Raw genomic sequence first — 22453 nt, 5'->3', positions numbered from 1 at the left:
AACAGGACCGTGAAACGACTCCGCGCCGATGATAGTGCGGATTCCCGTGTGAAAGTAGGTCATCGCCAGGCTCTCCCATCCAACACCCCAGCTCCCTTCAAAGAGCTGGGGTGTTTGTCTTTGCGCGGCTCATTCCCATACGCTTTTCCAAGCGCGCTGTCACTCGTCGAGCTGCGCGCCAGCACGCACGCTCGGCCGTCAATTCATAGCAAAAAGCTCACAACGGAGGCTCTAGCGGTTGCGGGAGGATGCGTTCGCGCAGTCGGCTAGCCCGTGCGCCTGCGCGCCGCTCATCGAGTGTTCCGCCGCTTCACGATGGCAACTCGCAGGGGGCTTCTGCCTTTCGATACTCCGCCGGTCGACCGCATTGCCACTTTCGACGAAGGTTCGGCGAGCGCCTCTATCGGCGCCGTGGGGTGTGTATCCGCGTGCCGTGGCCACGCTGGTCCGTCGAATGTCGTCGCCTATAAGGATGAGAGCATCAATGCTCGGAATCTCGCGATTTCATCAAGCAACGCTTGACAGGGTGGCCTGATGGTCCCATAATCGCAAGTTCTCTTCGGAGAGGTGCCCGAGTGGCTAAAGGGGGCAGACTGTAAATCTGTTGGCTTACGCCTACGTTGGTTCGAATCCAACCCTCTCCACCAGAATTAAGCAGTGAGTTCGGCCGCGAGGCCGGGCGGCAAGGGAAGAAGTAACCCGGGCGGGTGTAGCTCAATGGTAGAGCAGAAGCCTTCCAAGCTTACGACGAGGGTTCGATTCCCTTCACCCGCTCCATTCACTGTTCGCAAGTTTTGCCCATGTGGCTCAGTGGTAGAGCACTCCCTTGGTAAGGGAGAGGTCGGCAGTTCGATCCTGCCCATGGGCACCACGCATCCACCAACGCAAATCGCTACCGAGACAGGAGTCGCGACATGGCAAAGGAAAAGTTCGAGCGGACCAAGCCGCACGTGAACGTTGGTACGATTGGTCACGTTGACCACGGCAAGACGACGCTGACCGCAGCGATCACGACCGTGCTGGCGACCAAGTTTGGTGGTGCCGCCAAGGCATACGACCAGATCGATGCGGCGCCGGAAGAAAAGGCGCGTGGCATCACGATCAACACCGCACACGTCGAGTACGAAACGGCTAACCGCCACTACGCGCACGTTGACTGCCCGGGCCACGCCGACTACGTCAAGAACATGATTACCGGTGCCGCCCAGATGGACGGCGCAATCCTGGTGTGCTCGGCCGCTGACGGCCCGATGCCGCAAACGCGTGAGCACATCCTGCTGGCCCGCCAGGTTGGTGTGCCGTACATCGTCGTGTTCCTGAACAAGTGCGACATGGTGGACGACGCCGAGCTGCTGGAGCTGGTCGAGATGGAAGTGCGCGAACTTCTGTCGAAGTACGACTTCCCGGGCGACGACACCCCGATCATCAAGGGTTCGGCCAAGCTGGCGCTGGAAGGCGACAAGGGCGAACTGGGCGAAGTGGCCATCATGAACCTGGCCGACGCACTGGACACCTACATCCCGACGCCGGAGCGCGCTGTTGACGGTACGTTCTTGATGCCGGTGGAAGACGTGTTCTCGATCTCGGGTCGCGGCACCGTGGTGACCGGCCGTATCGAGCGCGGCGTCGTTAAGGTCGGCGAAGAACTCGAAATCGTCGGTATCAAGGCCACGCAGAAGACCACCTGCACGGGCGTCGAAATGTTCCGCAAGCTGCTGGACCAAGGTCAAGCAGGCGACAACGTCGGTATTCTGCTGCGCGGCACGAAGCGCGAAGACGTCGAGCGCGGTCAAGTGCTGTGCAAGCCGGGTTCGATCAAGCCGCACACGCACTTCACGGGCGAGGTCTACATCCTGTCGAAGGACGAAGGCGGCCGTCACACGCCGTTCTTCAACAACTACCGTCCGCAGTTCTACTTCCGTACGACGGACGTGACCGGCTCGATCGAGCTGCCGGCCGACAAGGAAATGGTTATGCCCGGCGACAACGTGTCGATCACCGTCAAGCTGATTGCCCCGATCGCCATGGAAGAAGGTCTGCGCTTCGCTATCCGTGAAGGCGGCCGTACCGTCGGCGCCGGCGTCGTCGCTAAGATCATCGAGTAAGAGCTGTAACTCTTCCGTGCGGCTGCCAACCGGCCGCACGTGAAGTGCCAGAGTGGGGTTGACCAAATGGCAACCCCAAAGCTGTTTTAGGGGTATAGCTCAACTGGCAGAGCGTCGGTCTCCAAAACCGAAGGTTGGGGGTTCGATTCCCTCTGCCCCTGCCAATTCATCAGCCGCGTCGCGCAGGAAAACGCGCCACGCGGCTTAGTCTCGTTTGGGAAACATGGCCAATCCGAACGTCGAAACCGTCAACACCGCCAGCGGCAAATGGCTGCTGGTCTTGGCGTTCCTGCTGCTGGTCGCTGGGGTGATCGGTTTTTACCTGCTTGCGCAACAGCCGAGCTATGTCCGTGCTGCCTCGCTGATCGGCGGGCTGGTGTTGGGCGCAGGCGTTGCGCTGGTGTCCGCGCCTGGGCAAGGCTTCATCGAGTTCGCGCGCGAGTCGTACCGCGAGGTTCGCAAGGTGGTGTGGCCGACGCGCAAGGAAGCCGGGCAAATGACCGGTTTGGTGTTTGCGTTCGTCGTGATCATGGCCCTGTTCCTGTGGTCTGCGGACAAGCTCATCGAGTGGGTGATCTTCTCGCTCGTGCTGGGCTGGAAATAATCGAGTGAAGCCATGACGGATAACGTAGCGAACGACACGTCCACGGATTCGTCCGCACCGGCCTCGAAGAAGCGCTGGTATGTCGTGCATGCCTATTCGGGCATGGAAAAAAGCGTGCAACGCGCGCTGCAGGAGCGTATTGAGCGCGAAGGCCTGCAACATCTGTTCGGTCAGATTCTGGTGCCGTCGGAAGAGGTGATGGAGAGCAAAAGCGGTCGCAAGACCGTGACTGAGCGCCGCCTGTTCCCCGGCTACGTCTTTGTCGAAATGGAGATGACCGACGAGACCTGGCACTTGGTGAAGAACACTTCCAAGGTGACCGGCTTCATTGGTGGTACGGGCAATCGCCCCTCGCCGATTTCCAAGAGCGAAGTCGACAAGATCATGGCCCAGATCCAGGAAGGCGTCGAGAAGCCACGTCCCAAGACGCTGTTCGAAGTGGGTGAGATGGTGCGCGTGAAGGAAGGCCCGTTTACCGACTTCAATGGCAACGTCGAAGAAGTGAACTACGAGAAATCGCGCCTGCGCGTTTCCGTGACGATCTTCGGACGTGCGACGCCGGTCGAGCTCGAGTTCGGTCAGGTCGAGAAGGTTTAAGAAATTCGGTGTGGTGGCGAAAGCCACTGCGCCAATCGCCCGGTCCGTTGGACTTGGCGGGCAACGGTGGCAATGTCACCTGCGCCAACAGAGGAGCGTCGGCCTTGCGCCGATGCGTTACCACTCAACAGGATTGCCATGGTTGGTTGAGCTAGGCAATCCGGATTGGAGTCAAGATGGCCAAGAAAATTATTGGCTTTATCAAGCTGCAAATTCCGGCTGGTAAAGCAAATCCGTCCCCGCCCGTCGGTCCCGCTCTGGGTCAGCGCGGTCTGAACATCATGGAGTTCTGCAAGGCGTTCAACGCGCAGACTCAAGGTATGGAACCGGGTCTGCCGGTGCCGGTGGTGATCACCGCCTTCGCCGACAAGAGCTTCACCTTCGTGATGAAGTCGCCGCCGGCGACCGTGCTCATCAAGAAGGCCGCCGGTATCCAGAAGGGTTCGGCCAAGCCGCATACCGACAAGGTCGGCAAGATCACCCGTGCCCAGGCAGAAGAAATTGCCAAGGCGAAGAACGCTGACCTTACCGCAGCTGATCTGGACGCCGCCGTGCGTACGATCGCCGGTAGCGCCCGTTCGATGGGTATCACGGTGGAGGGCCTGTAATCATGGCAAAGATTTCGAAGCGTGCGGCCGCGAACAAGGCCAAGGTCGAGCGTACCAAGTTCTACCCGATCGACGAAGCGCTGAGCCTCGTCAAGGAATGCGCCAGCGCCAAGTTCGATGAATCCATCGACGTGGCCGTGCAACTGGGCATCGATGCAAAGAAGTCGGACCAAGTGGTCCGTGGTTCGGTGGTGCTGCCTGCCGGTACCGGCAAGTCGGTGCGCGTGGCTGTGTTTGCTCAAGGCGACAAGGCCGAGCAAGCCAAGGCTGCAGGCGCTGAGATCGTCGGCATGGAAGATCTTGCCGAGCAGATCAAGGCCGGCAAGATGGACTTCGACGTCGTGATCGCTTCGCCGGACACGATGCGCGTGGTCGGTACGCTGGGTCAGATTCTGGGCCCGCGCGGCCTGATGCCGAACCCGAAGGTCGGCACCGTGACGCCGGACGTTGCTACGGCTGTGAAGAACGCCAAGGCTGGTCAGGTGCAATTCCGTGTCGACAAGGCCGGTATCGTCCATGCCACCATTGGCCGCCGCTCGTTCGAGCCGGCAGCCCTGAAGAGCAACCTGGCTGCACTGCTGGACGCGCTGACCAAGGCCAAGCCGGCATCGAGCAAGGGTGTGTACCTGCGCAAGGTCGCCGTGTCGTCGACGATGGGCGTGGGCGTGCGTGTTGACCAGGCAACCCTGGCTGCCTGATCGAACTCGATCATTCGCATCGGGTGGCCCGATAACCATCCCGGTGTTAGCTGTTTTCTCTCGCGCGGCTCCGGCCGCACGGACTCTCGAAGCTTGAGGGACAAGACTTTGGGCAGTGGTAGACGTTTGCGCAAGCAGGCCGACGCCGCTGGTTATCAAAGACCGTTGGCGGTGAAGGGCTCCTTGGAGCCAACACCTTAATCGCAGCCTGCTCCGGAAACGGAGGCGGTGCTTAGCCAACGCAGATGGCGCCCCCGAAGGGAATGAGTGACTTTGGTATTGCCGAAGTGATTTGTGCCAATCGGACGCCGTACTTTTGGACTGACCGAGGCGACCGCAGTGACTGCGCAAGCCGAAGTCGTTTTGGAGCTTAACCGTGGCACTCAATCTCGAAGATAAGAAGGCCGTCGTGGCCGAGGTAACGGCGCAAGTCGCCAAGGCCTCGACCATCGTCGTCGCCGAATATCGCGGTATCACGGTTGGCGATCTGACCAAGCTGCGCGCGCAAGCGCGCCAGCAAGGCGTCTACCTGCGCGTTCTGAAGAACACGCTGGCGCGCCGTGCTGTTGAAGGCACGCCGTTTGCCGAACTCGCCGAGCAACTGACCGGCCCGCTGATCTACGGTATTTCCGAAGACGCAGTGGCCCCGGCCAAGGTGCTGAACGATTTCGCCAAGGGCAATGACAAGCTGGTGCTGCGCGCCGGTTCGTACGATGGCAAGGTTCTCGACGTCGACGCCGTGAAGGCGCTGGCAACGATTCCGAGCCGCGAAGAACTGCTCAGCAAGCTGCTGTTCGTCATGCAGGCTCCGGTGTCGGGCTTTGCCCGCGCCCTGGGTGCCCTGGCTGCCAAGCAAGGCGAAGGCGAGGCTGCAGCGGCCTAATAGGCTGCTGCTGCACCGCGCACAGATCGCACGATCGATACCGAATCACATTCTGGAGTTATTCAAATGGCAATCACCAAAGACGACATCCTGGAAGCCGTTGGCGCGATGTCCGTGATGGAACTGAACGACCTGGTCAAGGCGTTCGAAGAGAAGTTTGGCGTGTCGGCTGCTGCCGTGGCCGTGGCCGGTCCGGCTGCTGCTGGTGGCGCTGCTGCTGCTGAAGAGCAAACCGAATTCACCGTGACGCTGAAGAGCGCCGGCGCGAACAAGGTTGGCGTCATCAAGGCCGTGCGTGAAATCACCGGCCTGGGCCTGAAGGAAGCCAAGGACCTGGTCGATGGCGCACCGAAGCCCGTGAAGGAAGGCGTCGACAAGAAGACCGCCGACGAGCTGGTGAAGAAGCTGGTGGAAGCCGGCGCGGAAGCCGAAGCCAAGTAAGTGCAGGTCTCGCGTGCCGTATCGGTACGCGATGGAGGCTGGCAAAGGGAGATTTCCCGGCGCCAGCCTTTTTGCGCTTGTGGGACCGATTGTTGAGCGATCCCGCAATCACGCTGTAAGTATCGTTGAAGTCTCTTTGCCGGGTTTTCCGGCCGCCGGCCAGGACAAGGCCAGCAGAGGCCAAACATCAGTGGCACACTAGGCAGTTCGCAGTCCGCTGATGTTTGTCTTCTGAACCGACTGCAGAAGGCAAGTTTGGTCGGGTACTCCCCCGTCCGTAGCATGGGCTCCATGGGCCCATGTGCGGGTGGCGCGCGCAGTACCGTCAGCCAGAGGTTGGTAGCGGCCAACCGCCAAATCCCGTCACCAGTCGCTGAACACCTCAAGTGTCAGGCGTGCCTTATCGCCTTAAGTCCGTCGCGCGCACTTGCGATGATTCGGAGATCCCATGGCGTACAGCTTTACCGAGAAGAAGCGTATTCGCAAGAGTTTCGCGAAACGCGCAACGGTTCATCAGGTTCCCTTCCTGCTTGCCACCCAGATTCAATCGTATGCCCAGTTCTTGCAGGAGAACGCTCCTGTTGCACAACGCAAGAGCGAAGGTCTGCAAGCGGCGTTCAACGCCATTTTCCCCATCGTGTCGCACAACGGTCTGGCACGCATGGAGTTCGTGTCGTACCACCTGTCCAACCCGCCGTTTGACGTCAAGGAATGTCAGCAGCGTGGTCTGACCTTCCACTCGGCGCTGCGCGCAAAAGTGCGCTTGATCATCAACGACCGCGAGAATCCTACCAAGGTCAAGGAGATCAAGGAGCAGGAAGTCTACATGGGCGAAATTCCGCTCATGACCTCCACCGGTTCGTTCGTGATCAACGGTACGGAACGTGTGATCGTGTCCCAGCTGCACCGTTCGCCGGGCGTGTTCTTCGAGCACGACAAGGGCAAGACGCACAGCTCGGGCAAGCTGCTGTTCTCGGCGCGGATCATTCCGTACCGCGGCTCGTGGCTCGATTTCGAATTCGACCCGAAGGACATCCTGTACTTCCGCGTTGACCGCCGCCGCAAGATGCCGGTGACGATCCTGCTGAAGTCGATTGGCCTCACGCCGGAGCAGATCCTGGCGCACTTCTTCGTGTTCGACAACTTCACGCTCAAGACCGAAGGCGCACTGATGGAATTCGTGCCCGAGCGTCTGCGCGGTGAAGTCGCTCGCTTCGACATTTCCGACAAGAACGGCAAGGTCGTGGTTGAGAAGGACAAGCGTATCAACGCCAAGCACATCCGCGACCTGGATTCCGCCGGTACCAAGCTGATCAGCGTGCCGGAAGACTACCTGCTGGGCCGCGTGCTGGCGAAGAACATCGTCGATCCGGATACCGGTGAAGTCCTGGCCAACGCCAACGACGAACTGACCGAAGGCGTGCTCGAGAAGCTGCGCGACGCCGGCGTGAAGGAAATCCAGACGCTGTACACGAACGACCTGGATCAAGGTCCGTACATGTCTGCGACGCTGCGCACGGACGACACGGCCGACCAGACCGCCGCGCGTATCGCCATCTACCGCATGATGCGCCCCGGCGAGCCGCCGACCGAAGACGCTGTCGAAGCGCTGTTCCAGCGTCTGTTCTATAGCGAAGACTCGTACGACCTGTCGCGCGTTGGCCGCATGAAGGTCAACAGCCGCCTGAACCGTTCGACCGGTACCGGCCCGATGGTGCTGACCGACGAGGACATCCTCGACACGATCAAGCTGCTGGTGAACCTGCGTAACGGCAAGGGCGAAGTGGACGATATCGACCACCTCGGCAACCGCCGTGTGCGTTGCGTCGGCGAACTGGCGGAAAACCAGTTCCGTGCCGGTCTGTCGCGCGTTGAGCGTGCTGTCAAGGAGCGTCTGGGCCAGGCCGAGACGGAAAACCTGATGCCGCACGACCTGATCAACTCGAAGCCGATTTCGTCGGCGATTCGCGAGTTCTTCGGTTCGTCGCAACTGTCGCAGTTCATGGACCAGACCAACCCGCTGTCGGAAGTCACGCACAAGCGTCGTATTTCGGCACTGGGCCCGGGCGGTCTGACGCGCGAACGCGCGGGCTTTGAAGTCCGTGACGTGCACCCGACCCACTACGGCCGCGTGTGCCCGATCGAAACGCCGGAAGGTCCGAACATTGGTCTGATCAACTCGCTGGCGCTGTACGCACAACTGAACGACTACGGCTTCCTCGAAACGCCGTACCGCAAGGTTGAAAACGGCAAGCTGACCGACCAGGTGGATTACCTGTCGGCCATCGAGGAAGGCAAGTACGTGGTGGCGCAGGCCAACGCGACGCTGGACAAGGACGGCAACCTGATCGACGAGCTGGTCTCCGCGCGTGAAGGCAGCGAGCGTGAAACCCGTATGGTCACGCCGGACCGCGTGCAGTACATCGACGTGGCACCGTCGCAGATCGTGTCGGCTGCAGCCTCGCTGGTGCCGTTCCTCGAGCACGATGATGCAAACCGTGCACTGATGGGCGCAAACATGCAGCGTCAGGCCGTGCCTTGCCTGCGTGCGGACAAGCCGCTGGTGGGTACCGGCGTCGAGCGCACCGTGGCAGTGGACTCGGGTACCGCCGTGCAGGCAACCCGTGGCGGCGTGGTCGACTACGTTGACGCGAACCGCGTGGTGATCCGCGTGAACGATGCCGAAGCCGTCGCTGGTGAAGTCGGCGTGGACATCTACAACCTGATCAAGTACACGCGTTCGAACCAGAACACGAACATCAACCAGCGTCCGATGGTCAAGGTGGGCGATGTCGTTGCCCGCGGCGACGTGATCGCTGACGGCGCCTCGACCGACATGGGCGAGCTCGCGCTCGGCCAGAACATGCTGGTCGCGTTCATGCCCTGGAACGGCTACAACTTCGAGGATTCGATCCTGATCTCGGAGCGTGTGGTTGCTGAAGACCGCTACACCTCGATCCACATCGAGGAGCTGTCGGTCGTTGCTCGCGACACCAAGCTCGGACCGGAAGAAATCACGCGCGACATCTCGAACCTGGCCGAAGCCCAACTGGCTCGCCTGGACGAATCGGGCATCACGTACATCGGCGCAGAAGTGGAAGCCGGCGACGTGATGGTCGGCAAGGTCACGCCCAAGGGCGAGACCCAGCTGACGCCGGAAGAGAAGCTGCTGCGTGCGATCTTCGGTGAGAAGGCGTCCGACGTGAAGGACACCTCGCTGCGCGTGCCTTCGGGCATGAGCGGTACCGTGATCGACGTGCAGGTCTTCACGCGTGAAGGCGTGGTGCGTGACAAGCGCGCCCAGTCGATCATCGACGAAGAACTGAAGCGCTACCGCCTGGACCTGAACGACCAGCTGCGTATCGTGGAAGGCGATGCCTTCCAGCGTCTGGAGCGTCTGCTGGTGGGCAAGGTTGCCAACGGCGGCCCGAAGAAGCTGGCCAAGGGCACCGCGCTCACGAAGGAATACCTGGCCGATCTGGACAAGTGGCACTGGTTCGACATCCGCCCGGCGGAAGACGAAGTCGCGCTGCAACTGGAAGCCGTGAAGGTTGCCATCGAGCAGAAGCGCCACGACTTCGACCTCGCGTTCGAAGAGAAGCGCAAGAAGCTCACGCAAGGCGACGAACTGCCGCCGGGCGTGATCAAGATGGTCAAGGTGTACCTGGCCGTGAAGCGTCGCCTGCAGCCTGGCGACAAGATGGCCGGCCGTCACGGTAACAAGGGTGTTGTGTCGAAGATCACCCCGATCGAAGACATGCCCTACATGGCCGACGGCACACCTGCTGACATCGTGCTGAACCCGCTGGGCGTGCCTTCGCGGATGAACGTGGGTCAGATTCTCGAAACCCACCTGGGTTGGGCTGCCCGCGGTCTGGGCGAGCGCATCGGCAACATGCTCAAGGCGCAAGCCAAGGCTGCCGAGATCCGCAAGCTGCTGGGTCAGATCTACAACGAGAGCGGCAAGGTTGAAGATCTGGACAGCCTGTCCGATGCTGAAATCCTCGAGCTGGCCGAGAACCTGAAGAAGGGCGTGCCGTTCGCGACGCCGGTGTTCGATGGTGCGCATGAGGATGAAATCCGCCGCATGCTGGACCTCGCCTATCCGGAAGACATCGCGAAGGAGAAGGGCCTGACCGCATCCAAGCAACAGGTCACGCTGTTCGACGGCCGCACCGGTGAAGCCTTCGAGCGTCCGGTCACGCTGGGCGTGATGCACATGCTGAAGCTGCACCACTTGGTCGACGACAAGATGCACGCGCGTTCGACCGGTCCGTACTCGCTGGTGACGCAGCAGCCGCTGGGCGGTAAGGCCCAGTTCGGTGGCCAGCGTTTCGGTGAAATGGAAGTGTGGGCACTCGAAGCGTACGGCGCGTCCTACGTGCTGCAGGAAATGCTGACCGTGAAGTCGGATGACGTGAACGGCCGGACCAAGGTGTACGAGAACATCGTCAAGGGCGAGCACTCGATCGATGCCGGCATGCCGGAATCGTTCAACGTGCTGGTGAAGGAAATCCGCTCGCTGGGTATCGACATCGACCTCGAGCGCAACTGAGCGCCGATGCGGTGAGGGCATGGCGGCAACATCGCCATGCCCGGGTAACAGCAGCCATTGACGAAGATTTAGGGCCGGCGCCTTTGGGTCACACCAAGGCGCCAGCCTCAAACTCAAGGAGTTTGGAATGAAAGCATTGCTCGACCTATTCCGTCAGGTACAGCAAGAAGAGCAGTTTGACGCGATCAAGATCGGCCTCGCGTCGCCTGAGAAAATCCGTTCGTGGTCGTTCGGCGAAGTCAAGAAGCCCGAGACCATCAACTACCGTACGTTCAAGCCCGAGCGTGACGGTCTGTTCTGCGCCAAGATCTTCGGCCCGATCAAGGACTACGAGTGCCTGTGCGGCAAGTACAAGCGCCTGAAGCACCGTGGCGTGATCTGCGAGAAGTGCGGCGTTGAAGTGACGCTGGCCAAGGTGCGCCGTGAGCGCATGGGCCACATTGAACTCGCTGCGCCGACCGCGCACATCTGGTTCCTGAAGTCGCTGCCGTCGCGTCTGGGCATGGTGCTCGACATGACGCTGCGCGACATCGAGCGCGTGCTGTACTTCGAGGCATTCGTCGTGGTTGAGCCGGGCATGACCGCGCTCAAGAAGAGCCAGATCATGTCGGAAGACGACTACCTGGCCAAGTGCGACGAGTACGGCGAAGGCGAGTTCGTTGCCATGATGGGCGCCGAAGGCATTCGCGAGCTGCTGCGCGGCATCGACATCGAGAAGCAGATCGAAACGATCCGCGCCGAGCTGCAGGCCACGGGTTCGGAAGCCAAGATCAAGAAGTTCGCCAAGCGCCTGAAGGTGCTCGAGGCATTCCAGCGTTCGGGCATCAAGCCGGACTGGATGATCCTCGAAGTGCTGCCGGTGCTGCCGCCCGAGCTGCGTCCGCTGGTCCCGCTGGACGGCGGCCGTTTCGCCACGTCGGACCTGAACGACCTGTATCGCCGCGTCATCAACCGGAACAACCGTCTGAAGCGTCTGCTCGAGCTGAAGGCGCCGGAGATCATCGTGCGCAACGAAAAGCGCATGCTGCAGGAAGCCGTGGACTCGCTGCTGGACAACGGCCGTCGCGGCAAGGCGATGACCGGCGCCAACAAGCGTCCGCTGAAGTCGCTGGCTGAAATGATCAAGGGTAAGGGCGGTCGTTTCCGTCAGAACCTGCTGGGCAAGCGCGTGGACTACTCGGGCCGTTCGGTCATCGTGGTGGGCCCGACGCTGAAGCTGCATCAGTGCGGCCTGCCCAAGCTGATGGCGCTCGAGCTGTTCAAGCCGTTCATCTTCCACAAGCTGGAAACGATGGGCATCGCCACCACGATCAAGGCGGCGAAGAAGGAAGTGGAAAGCCAGACGCCGGTGGTGTGGGACATCCTCGAAGAGGTGATCCGCGAACACCCGGTGATGCTGAACCGTGCGCCGACGCTGCACCGTCTGGGTATCCAGGCGTTCGAGCCGGTGCTGATCGAAGGCAAGGCCATCCAGCTGCACCCGCTGGTCTGCGCGGCGTTCAACGCCGACTTCGACGGTGACCAGATGGCTGTTCACGTTCCGCTGTCGCTCGAAGCGCAGATGGAAGCGCGCACGCTGATGCTGGCGTCGAACAACGTGCTGTTCCCGGCCAACGGCGATCCGTCGATCGTGCCGTCGCAAGACGTGGTGCTGGGTCTGTACTACACGACCCGCGACAAGATCAACGGCCGCGGTGAAGGCATGACGTTCGCCGACATCTCGGAAGTGATCCGCGCCTACGAGAACAAGGAAGTCGAACTGGCTTCGCGCGTGAACGTGCGCATCACCGAGTATGAACTGGTGAACCCGGAAGCCGACGGCGACGCCCGTTTTGCACCGAAGATCACGCTGCAGGCCACCACGGTCGGTCGCGCGATCCTGTCGGAGATCCTGCCGAAGGGTCTGCCGTTCTCGGTGCTGAACAAGCCGCTGAAGAAGAAGGAAATCTCGCGCCTGATCAACACGGCGTTCCGCAAGTGCGGTCTGCGCGAAACCGTGATCTTCGCTGACAAGCTGCTGCAGTCGGGCTTCCGCCTGGCAACGCGCGCCGGTATCTCGATCGCCATCGACGACATGCTGGTGCCGCCGGCCAAGGAGAAAATCATCTCCGAGGCGGCTGCCAAGGTGAAGGAATACGACAAGCAGTACATGTCGGGTCTGGTGACGGATCAGGAGCGTTACAACAACGTCGTGGACATCTGGGGCGCCGCCGGCGACCAGGTGGGCAAGGCGATGATGGAGCAGCTCCAGACCGAAGACGTGGTCGACCGCAACGGCAACACCGTCAAGCAAGAGTCGTTCAACTCCATCTACATGATGGCCGACTCGGGCGCACGGGGTTCCGCAGCGCAGATCCGTCAGCTCGCCGGTATGCGTGGCCTGATGGCCAAGCCGGACGGCTCGATTATCGAGACGCCGATTACCGCGAACTTCCGCGAAGGCCTGAACGTTCTGCAGTACTTCATCTCGACCCACGGCGCACGTAAGGGTCTGGCTGATACGGCACTGAAGACGGCGAACTCGGGTTACCTGACCCGTCGTCTGGTCGACGTGACGCAGGATCTGGTGGTGGTGGAAGACGATTGCGGCACCTCCAACGGCGTGGCCATGAAGGCCTTGGTCGAAGGCGGTGAAGTGATCGAAGCCCTGCGCGACCGTATCCTGGGCCGCGTGGTCGTCAACGACGTGGTGAACCCGGAAACGCAGGAAACCGCGATCGAAGCCGGCACGCTGCTCGACGAAGACATGGTGGACCTGATCGACGCGCTGGGCGTGGACGAAGTGAAGGTTCGCACCCCGCTGTCTTGCGACACGCGCTACGGCCTGTGCGCCAAGTGCTACGGTCGCGACCTCGGCCGCGGTGTGCTGGTGAACTCCGGCGAAGCAGTGGGTGTGATCGCTGCTCAGTCGATCGGTGAGCCGGGCACGCAGCTGACGATGCGTACGTTCCACATCGGTGGTGCGGCATCGCGTGCGGCAGTGGCATCGAGCGTGGAAGCGAAGGCAACCGGTACCGTGCGCTTCACGGCGACCATGCGTTACGTCACCAACGCGAAGGGCGAGCAGATCGTCATCTCGCGTTCGGGCGAAGCGCTGATCACCGACGACCACGGCCGTGAGCGCGAGCGCCACAAGATCGTGTACGGCGCGACGCTGCTGGTCAAGGATGGTCAGTCCATCAAGGCCGGCACGCAGCTCGCCACGTGGGATCCGCTGACGCGACCGATCATTTCGGAGTACTCGGGCACCATCAAGTTCGAGAACGTCGAAGAGGGCGTGACCGTTGCCAAGCAGATGGACGAAGTGACCGGTCTGTCGACGCTGGTGGTGATCGATGCGAAGCGTCGTACCGCTGCCACGAAGGGCATCCGTCCGCAGGTGAAGCTGCTCGACTCGTCGGGCGCCGAAGTGAAGATCCCGGGCACGGACCACTCCGTGACCATCGGCTTCCAGGTGGGCGCGCTGATCACCGTGAAGGACGGTCAGCAAGTGCACGTGGGTGAAGTGCTCGCACGTATCCCGACCGAATCGCAGAAGACGCGTGACATTACCGGTGGTCTGCCGCGTGTGGCCGAGCTGTTCGAAGCCCGTTCGCCGAAGGACGCCGCCGTGCTCGCGGAAGTCACCGGTACGACTTCGTTCGGTAAGGACACCAAGGGCAAGCAGCGCCTGGTGATTACGGATCTCGACGGCAACGCCCACGAGTTCCTGATCGCCAAGGAAAAGCAGGTGCTGGTGCACGACGGCCAAGTGGTCAACAAGGGCGAAATGATCGTTGAAGGCCCGGCCGACCCGCACGACATCCTGCGTCTGAAGGGCGTGGAAGAGCTGGCGACCTACATCGTCGACGAAGTGCAGGACGTGTACCGTCTGCAAGGCGTGAAGATCAACGACAAGCACATCGAAGTGATTGTTCGTCAGATGCTGCGCCGCGTGCAGATCGTCGATACCGGCGACACCCGCTTCATCCCGGGTGAACAGGTGGAGCGTTCGGACCTGCTCGACGAGAACGACAAGGTGATCGCGCTGGGCAAGCGTCCGGCGACCTACGAGAACCTGCTGCTGGGTATCACGAAGGCATCGTTGTCGACCGACAGCTTCATCTCGGCGGCGTCGTTCCAGGAAACCACGCGCGTGTTGACCGAAGCCGCCATCATGGGCAAGGTCGACGACCTGCGTGGTCTGAAGGAAAACGTCATCGTTGGCCGTCTGATCCCGGCCGGTACCGGCCTGGCCTACCACCGCGCCCGCAAGGCGAAGGAAGTGGCCGACCGCGACCGCGCTGCGGCGATTGCCGAAGAAGAAGCCGCTTCGATCTTCGAAACGCCTGCCGTTCAGCAAGAAGGCGACGCGTAAGCGAGCCAAGCAACACCATCAAAGCCCGGCCATGTGCCGGGCTTTTTTTTTGCCGGCTTTTTGCCGAGGCGCCGTGTGCAGACGCCCAGCAACACTGGCGCCGCCCGAGTCGTATTTTCTTGAGACGTTAACCCGCCTTAACATGCCAACCGCTATGATTTCGCGGTTATAGACCGGCACTTTTTACAATCTGCGCGCCCTCCAGCGGAGCAGGTTTCAGCAAGGCGCCGGCCCCTCCAGTCTTGCCGACGATTCCTCCATGAAGCTCACACGCAAGCAGATCGCCGTTGGCGCGGTCGCCCTGGTTGTTGCCGGCGCGGCGGTGGTGCAGATGGTCTGGCACCCGTTTGGCCGCACACGCGCGCTGCACGCCCGCCAGGTCCAGCTCGACCTGACCTATCCCGACGCCCTGATCGACAGCCAAAGCCTGTCGCAACTGCCGCGCGACGTGCTGCGTGTGCCGCTGCTGCGCGACGTGCTGACCGAAGATTTCGTCGCCTATTACGAAGGCAACGAAGACCGTCTCTCGGTGGCCGGGGCGCTGCGCCGCCTGGCGTACGAGCAGAAGCTCGACCTGGCCGAGACGGTGCTCAAGCACGTATTTGACGAGCCCGCCCGCGTGATGCTGTGGCGCGGCCCGGACGACAAGCTGCGTTACTGGGTGCTCTCGATGCAGCGCAACGGCCTGGCCAAGGCGCTGGAAGCCGTCGCCACGGTGGCCACGAGCGATACGCAGCTCACCAAAGTCGCCGATGGGCTGGGCGATTCGGGCGCGCCGGTCTATGCGCTCAGGCTGTCGGCCACGCGTTCGATCCTGATTGCCAGCAAGGGCGATCGGCTGATCGCGCTGTCCGAGCCGGGCATCCTGCTGGACAAGGACGGCAAGCCGATTTCCAAGCAGGCCAGCGCGCTGGCGGCGCTGCTGTCGGACGATACCGGCAGGCGCAACGTGCAGGGCACGGCGTACGCGCTGCCCGCGCAGGAGCCGACGGGCCATCACGTTGTGGTGAGCGCCAACTATCTGTCGTTCGGTTATCAGCAATACTTCCCCGGCATTGAAGCGCTGCGTTTCGACTTTGGTGCGGGCAAAGACGGCGCGGGCAACGGCTGGCAGAGCGCCGCGCTCATCGACCCGGCCCGGCTGACGGCCAAGTGGGACAACGCCGGCCTGTGGCGTGCGCTGCCCTCTGACCCTGCCGCATGCGCGACGCTGCCGGTCGACTGGAAGGCCGCCGGCACGCTGCTGAAGTCCGTGGCCGGCGACGCCAAGGAGATCAGCGAAGCCGCCGCGCATGTTGGTGATGCATTCGCGGGCCCGGCGGCCGCATGCTGGTACGGCAAGTCGTCGCTGGTGGCGCCGTTGTTCGTCGCGAAGCTGTCGTCGGCGTCGCAGGCAGAAGCCGTCAAGCCGGCGCTCGGTGCGCTGTTCGGCCAGATTGTCGGGTCGTACGAAGCCAAGGCGCAGGCTGACGACAAGTCCGGTCCGTACAAGCGCCTGCCGGTGACGACAAAGCAAGGGCCCGCCAACGCAACGCTGTGGCAGCGCCCGGTGAGCGCGCGTTACGGTACCGCGCAGTCGGCGGGGGCACCGTTTGCGGCGCAGCTGTCGTCGGATCGCTACTTCCCGGTCACGCTGGCGATTGCGGGAGACGTGGTCGTGTTTTCGCCTGACGCGCGCCTCGTCGATGACGCCTTGGCGGTGCTCGCCAAGCGCTTCCCCGCAGTGGCCGACAGCCTGCCGAAGGACAAGACCGATCGCATCGTCCTGACCATGACGCCCGCATCGCTCGCCCCGCTTGTCCGCCGCGAAGCGGGCGCAGCGCTGCCGGCCGACCAGGAAGCGGTGTTCCTGAACGCTGCGCAGACGCATCTGTTTCCGAAGCTCAAGGCGCTGTCGCGGTACGCGCCGGTGTCGCTGGCGCTGGATGGCGGCGTGCCGTCGTCGCGCGGCTGGGTGCCGGTGACGTGGCTCTCAAGCGGACGCGGTCTGCCTGCCGGTGGCGATGGCACGCCGCCGCTGGCTGACGCAACGGCAGCACAAGCCCCGGCGGCCGATGCGCCGACCACAGCGGCTGCGGCTTCCGCCTCCGAAGCCAACACCAGCACGCAATGACGTTGCGCGCCCAGGCCGCCGCGTTGAACCGCCGCCGTTGGTTGACGGCGGCGGGCGCCTGCCTGCTCGCTCCGTCTGTGCATGCGTTGTCGGGTTGGGCCGACGCGGCTCCCGCGGATGCCGATGCACTCACGCCGGACCAATCCAGCGTGTTCCGTGCGTGGTTCGTGCGCATCGTCAACGAGCAGCTCCGCCAAGGCCCGACGCCGCGCTGGACGCATCGCGACTGCGCCGGCCTCGTGCGCTTTGCCGCCGGCGAGGCGCTGCGCCCGCACGACGCCCGCTGGCTGCGCGCCAACGGCATGCGCGATGCGGAATCTGCGCGACACCTGCCGCCCGAGCTGAATCTCACACCTGCCCAGCGCACGCTCACGCAGCGTTGGGCACGCTTCGATGGCAGCACCGGCGCGTATGTCTCGGCGCTGGGCCTCATCCAGCAGAACAGCCGATTCATCGCCCGCGACGTCAACCAGGCACTCCCGGGCGATCTGCTCTTCTTTGATCAAGGCGACGACCAGCATCTGATGATCTGGATGGATCGCTACATCGCTTACCACACCGGCACCGTCACCCGCACCGACAACGGCCTGCGCGCGGTCCCGGTCTCTGAACTGATGCAATGGAAAGACTCGCGCTGGCAGCCGCAGAGCGGCAACCCCAACTTCATCGGCGTGTTTCGTCTGGCCTTTTTGACACGGTAGAAAAACTCATGCGCAACCGTTGGCTGTCGTTCAATCTCGTCGCCGCCGTCTGCGTGACGGTGCTGGCGTTCGTCGTTTCGGTGCCGGCAGCGCATGCGGCCGATGCGCCGGAAACCCCGAACCCCACGCTGTTCGACGTGCCGGGCAGCGGCTATGAGCCGTTCAAGGGGCAGCCGTTCTTCCTGCTGTCGGATGCGAGCTACGGCACCGATCAGGAAGCGATGGTCCGTCTTGAAGCGCCGGGCCGCGAGTACAAGGACGAACTCTCCCGCTACGGCGGCGCTGACATCCTCGTCTACCGCGTGCCGCAGCCGCTGGAATTTCTGAAGGCGCAGAAGAACCTGCACCGCATCGACGTCAAGGCCAACTACACGGGCGAAGGCCTGGCCAACACGCTGGCCTATCTGTGGGACAACTGGACGCGCCAGGCCCGCCGCGCCTGGCAGCGCGTCTTGTCGTTCGCCACACGCAGCAAAGCCGTCGAGACCGCGCCGCAGTTCAGCATGGGTGACCAGATGACCGCGCCCACGCGCTTCTCGAACAACCCACAGTACGCGCCGCTCAAGGGCTACGAACTGCTGGGTCGCTTCCGCTACCCGATCTGGGACGCCAAGCCGATCGCGCCGCCCAAGGACGTGCAGCTCGAGGGCAGCAGCAGCGAGTGGATGCCGCAAAACGCCGGCAACGTGATGATTCCGGTCGGCAAGCTGCCTGCAGGTCTGTACATCGTTGAAGCGGTGATTGGCGCGTACCGTGCGCACACGCTGCTGTTTGTGTCGGACACCGTGGCCGTCACCAAGGGCACTTCGCAAGGGATGATGGTGTGGACGGCCGAGCGCAAGAGCGGCAAGCCCGTCGGCGGCGCGTCGGTGAGCTGGACCGACGGCGTGGGCGTGCTGGCCTCGGGCACCACCGAGTCGGACGGGACAGCCGACCTGCGCCACGTGTCGCCTGAGCGCAGCTACGTGATCGGCAACGATCGCGCGGGCGGCGTGTTCATCTCCGAGAATTTCTATTACGACAGCGAGATCTACAACACCAAGCTGTACGCCTTCACCGATCGCCCGCTGTATCGCCCGGGCGACGAAGTGAACGTCAAGTTCATCGGCCGCAACTTCAAGAACGCGACCGAGTCGACCGTGCCGGCTGCCGGCGACATCAAGCTGCAAGTGCTCGACCCGAATGGCGCGCCGGTGGCCACGACGACCACGCGCCTGGCGGGCGAGACCGGGGCGGACGCACGCTTTACGCTGCCGTCCAACGCGCCGGCCGGCGGCTACTCGCTGCGCTTTGATTACAACGGCGGCACATACGGCGGCGCTTTCCGCGTAGCCGAATACATCAAGCCGCACTTTGACGTGAACCTCTCGCTGGACAAGGCGAGCTACGGCACGGGCGAAGCGGTCAAGGGCAAGATCAGCCTGCGCTATCCGGACGGCAAGCCGGTCAAGAACGGCAAGGTGTCGGTCAGCCTGCGCGCGCAACAGGTGACGATGGTGGAGGGCGAACTGCGCTACGCGGGCCTGTTCCCCGTCAAGCTGGAGCAGCAGGAGCTGACCACCGACGGCGACGGCAACGCCAAGCTGGAACTGCCCGCCGCCAAGGAACCGAGCCGCTACGTGGTGACCGTGTTTGCCAACGATGGCGCGGCGTACCGCGTGAAGGTCACGCGCGAATTGCTGATCGCACGTGGCGCGACGCCGTACAAGCTGTCGACCACGTCGAACTTCACCACGCCGGGGCAGAACGTGTCGTTCACGCTCACGCCGATGCCGGTTATGAGCGGCGCAAGCGGTGCCAGCGCTCCGCCGGCCAAGTGGGATCTGGTGCGCCTCGAAACGCGCACGCGCACCGAAGGCACGCTGGCGCCGGATGCCAAGGGCAACGCCACGTTCCCGGTCAAGTTCGACCAGCCGGGTTCGTACACGCTGTCGGTGCGCGATGCGGCCGGCAACCTGCTCGCCGCATCCAGCCACTGGGTGGCCGGTGACGGCGTGCAGACCGTTCCGGGCAACATCGAAATGGTGTTCGACCGCGATCGCTACCAGATTGGCGACACGGCCGAAGCGCTGATCACGTTCCCGCTGCCGGTGGACGATGCGCTGCTCACGCTGGAGCGCGACAAGGTCGAGCGCCACGCGCTGCTCACGCGCGGCGGCGAATGGCTCAGCCTGCAGAAGGTCACGCCGTCGCAGTACCGCGCGCGCATCAAGATCGGTGCAGAGTTCGCGCCCAACATGACGTTCTCGGTGCTGTACGTGCGCGACGGCGACATGGTGTTCCAGAACGCCGGCATTGTCGTCACGCAGCCGACGCTGGACCTGGGCGTGCATGCCGACAAGGCCGTCTACGCCCCGGGCGAAACCGTCACGCTGGACTTGACCAGCGCGCTGGCGGGCAAGCCCGTGCCGGCCAACCTGACCGTGTCGGTGGTCGACGAAATGATCTACGTGCTGCAGCCTGAAGTGGCACCAAGCATCGTCGACTTCTTCTATCACCCGCGCCGCAACAGCGTGCGCACCACGTCGAGCCAGAGTTTCATCAGTTACGACCTGGCGCTGGCCTCGCTGCCGGGCAAGCCGGGCGGCACGTATGGCCGCCATAACGAGCGTGGCGTGAAGGTGCTGGAGCGCCCGCGCCGCGACGAGAAGGACACTGCTGCCTGGGTCGCCAACCTGCAGACCGGCGCCGATGGCCGTGCGCGCATGACCTTCAAGATGCCGGATTCGCTGGCGCGCTGGCGTATCACGGTGCGCGCCGTGTCCACCACTGGCGCATCGGACGGCATCGTTGGCCAGCGCACGGCAAGCATCCGCTCCGACAAGCCGCTGTATCTGAAGTGGACCGGCCCGCAACGCTTCCGCGAAAGCGATCAGCCGCGCCTGGACATGGTCGCCTTCAACCAGACCGACAAGGACATCACCGCCGACTGGATCGTCTCGGGCGCCGGCCTGAACATCAACCAGCGCGTGACGCTCAAGCGCGGCGCCAACTACCTGCGCGCGCCCGTCACGGCGCTGCAGGCGGGTGTCGTGAATGCCGAGCTGAAGCAGGACGACAAGGTCTCGGACCGCCTGCAGACCACGCTCAAGCTGGACGCAGCGGGCTGGCTGGCCGACCGCGAAAACGTCGTTCCGCTCACGCAGCTGCAAGGCACGCGCCTGCCGCTAGGCCTGCCCGCCGATGCACGCGATGTGCGTCTGCGCGTGGTCGGCAACACGGCCAGCCAGTTTGCCCGCGTCGCCGATGACCTCATCGAATATCCGTACGGTTGTGCCGAGCAGACCGCCAGCCGCCTGATCCCGCTGGCACTGGCCCAGCAGAGTCTGGCTGCCACAGGCACGCGCCTCGGCGATGGCGGCCTGGCCGGCACGCAAGGCGTCGACGCGCTGCTGCGCACGCAACGCCAACGTCTGGCACTGCTGGCCGGCACCAACGGCACCTTCGGCTGGTGGGGCGAGCTGACCACCAGCAGCGCGCTGATCACGTCGTATGCGTATTACGCGGATTGGCTCGCCAGCCGTTCGGTCGGCATCAGCCTGCCGGCAGACAACTGGAAGCAGGTGCTCGAAGCCTACAAGCGCACCAGCCAGAACGAGCCGCTGCTGCACCGCGCGCTTGCGCTGTGGTTTGCCAACGAGATGGGCCTGCCGGTGGCGACGCCGCTGTCGGGCGTGGCCAACGAGCTTGCGCCCAGTGGCGGCAAGGCGGCCAAGGCCCCGGTCGATGCCGACCCCGCAGCGGGCGACAGCCTGATCTTCGTGGCGCCGGATTCGCCACGCGGCCGGCAGGTGGCGACGGTGCTGACGGCACAGCTGATGCGCCAAGTCGGCCAGCCGGTACCGGAAGCGCTGGTCTCCGCTGACATCGCCGCCCGCAACGCGCTGGCCGCCGACACCTCGCCGCTGGTGCAAAGCCTGCTGCTGATGGGCGGCGGGCGCTCAGCTGCCGACCCGGCACCGCTGCTGGCTCGCGCCAGCACCGCCATGCCGACGATGGATCGCGCTGTGGCGCTGGTCTGGCTGCAGAAGGGTTTGGGCGGCCTGCAAGGTGCCAGCGTTGCCACCATCCAGCCGGCCGTTTCGGCTGGCGGCTGGCAGGCGGCGCGCTCGCCGGTGGGTGTGCCGACCTGGCGCTGGACCGGCGCGCAAGTGCCCGCCGCGCTGGACCTGACGACGGCTCCGACCGACGTGACCACGCAATCGGCCATCGTGTCGTACCGCAGCCGCGCGGCCGAGGCGTCCAAGCTGCCGATCACGGTGGAGCGCAAGCTGTATCGTCTTGAGCCGATCGACAGCGCGCCCGCCAAGGCCGATCCGAAGGCGCCCAAGCAGCCGGCGGCCGACGCCAGCAGCGGTATCGCCTTTACCGCCAAACCGGTCAAGCCGGGCGACACGCTCGACAGCAATGCGCTCTACGTCGACGAGGTTGTGTTGACGCCGCGCCAGGGCACGTACCGCTACGGCTTGGTCGAAGTGCCGCTGCCGCCGGGCGCCGAAGTGGAAGCCACCACGTGGGGCATCCAGATCGACGGGCTGAAGGGCGAACCGAACGAAGGCAACGGCGCGCAGCCGTTCGAGCGCAAGGCCGCGTATGAAATGGGCCAGCTCTCGTACAACCAGCCGGTGCCCGCGCTGGAGCGCCCGACCGTGCTGCGCCAGCTGGTGCGCTTCTCGCTGCCGGGCCGCTTTGCGCTGCCGCCGGTGCGCTACTTCCGCATGTACCAGCCGGAAGCCAAGGCGTTCCAGGGCGACGGCAAGACGGCCAGCTATCCGTTCAAGGTGGAGTGAT

General features: G+C 63.5%; 12 protein-coding genes and 4 tRNA genes. All 16 read left to right on the top strand.

Annotated features, from left to right (window positions below; translation table 11 throughout):
• Window positions 1-561 precede the first annotated feature (561 nt).
• Window positions 562-647 (top strand) — tRNA-Tyr (locus tag ACU8YE_RS18560).
• Between the two features lie 56 nt (window positions 648-703).
• Window positions 704-777: transfer RNA gene (locus tag ACU8YE_RS18555), tRNA-Gly, on the top strand.
• A 19-nt stretch (window positions 778-796) separates the two neighbouring features.
• Window positions 797-871 (top strand) — tRNA-Thr (locus tag ACU8YE_RS18550).
• A 43-nt stretch (window positions 872-914) separates the two neighbouring features.
• Window positions 915-2105, top strand: a complete 1191-nt coding sequence (gene tuf / locus ACU8YE_RS18545) for an elongation factor Tu (RefSeq protein WP_004634449.1) — start codon at window positions 915-917, stop codon at window positions 2103-2105.
• Window positions 2106-2193: 88 nt separating this feature from the next.
• A tRNA-Trp gene (locus ACU8YE_RS18540) sits at window positions 2194-2269 on the top strand.
• A gap of 59 nt (window positions 2270-2328) precedes the next feature.
• Entirely contained in the window at window positions 2329-2709 is a 381-nt protein-coding gene (secE, locus tag ACU8YE_RS18535) for a preprotein translocase subunit SecE (protein ID WP_015855766.1), read from the top strand.
• Between the two features lie 12 nt (window positions 2710-2721).
• Entirely contained in the window at window positions 2722-3306 is a 585-nt protein-coding gene (nusG, locus tag ACU8YE_RS18530; protein WP_004634452.1) for a transcription termination/antitermination protein NusG, read from the top strand.
• A gap of 176 nt (window positions 3307-3482) precedes the next feature.
• Window positions 3483-3914, top strand: a complete 432-nt coding sequence (rplK, locus tag ACU8YE_RS18525) for a 50S ribosomal protein L11 (RefSeq protein ID WP_004634453.1) — start codon at window positions 3483-3485, stop codon at window positions 3912-3914.
• A gap of 2 nt (window positions 3915-3916) precedes the next feature.
• A complete protein-coding gene (gene rplA / locus ACU8YE_RS18520) occupies window positions 3917-4612 on the top strand; it encodes a 50S ribosomal protein L1 (protein ID WP_147216777.1) in 696 nt (231 codons plus the stop codon).
• Window positions 4613-4988: 376 nt separating this feature from the next.
• Window positions 4989-5495 carry a 50S ribosomal protein L10 gene (rplJ, locus tag ACU8YE_RS18515; RefSeq protein WP_004634455.1) on the top strand — a complete coding sequence of 169 codons (507 nt, stop codon included), beginning with the start codon at window positions 4989-4991 and terminating at the stop codon, window positions 5493-5495.
• 66 nt (window positions 5496-5561) lie between these two features.
• A complete protein-coding gene (rplL, locus tag ACU8YE_RS18510) occupies window positions 5562-5936 on the top strand; it encodes a 50S ribosomal protein L7/L12 (RefSeq protein ID WP_004634456.1) in 375 nt (124 codons plus the stop codon).
• A 448-nt stretch (window positions 5937-6384) separates the two neighbouring features.
• A complete protein-coding gene (gene rpoB / locus ACU8YE_RS18505; RefSeq protein ID WP_232041207.1) occupies window positions 6385-10491 on the top strand; it encodes a DNA-directed RNA polymerase subunit beta in 4107 nt (1368 codons plus the stop codon).
• 127 nt (window positions 10492-10618) lie between these two features.
• Complete coding sequence (gene rpoC / locus ACU8YE_RS18500) at window positions 10619-14848, top strand: DNA-directed RNA polymerase subunit beta' (protein ID WP_316881400.1); 4230 nt, start codon at window positions 10619-10621, stop codon at window positions 14846-14848.
• Window positions 14849-15107: 259 nt separating this feature from the next.
• The gene (locus tag ACU8YE_RS18495; RefSeq protein ID WP_446929312.1) at window positions 15108-16961 is read left to right on the top strand and encodes a DUF2138 domain-containing protein; all 1854 of its coding nucleotides are present in this window, start codon (window positions 15108-15110) and stop codon (window positions 16959-16961) included.
• Complete coding sequence (locus ACU8YE_RS18490; RefSeq protein ID WP_260804346.1) at window positions 16958-17662, top strand: DUF1175 domain-containing protein; 705 nt, start codon at window positions 16958-16960, stop codon at window positions 17660-17662. Before ACU8YE_RS18495 ends, ACU8YE_RS18490 begins: the two co-directional genes overlap by 4 nt.
• A gap of 8 nt (window positions 17663-17670) precedes the next feature.
• Window positions 17671-22452, top strand: a complete 4782-nt coding sequence (locus ACU8YE_RS18485) for an alpha-2-macroglobulin family protein (RefSeq protein ID WP_446929311.1) — start codon at window positions 17671-17673, stop codon at window positions 22450-22452.
• Window position 22453: the final 1 nt, after the last annotated feature.

Source organism: Ralstonia sp. VS2407 (assembly GCF_052950655.1).
Note: the sequence above shows the minus strand (reverse complement) of the source record. Positions and strands in the feature narration are given on the sequence as shown.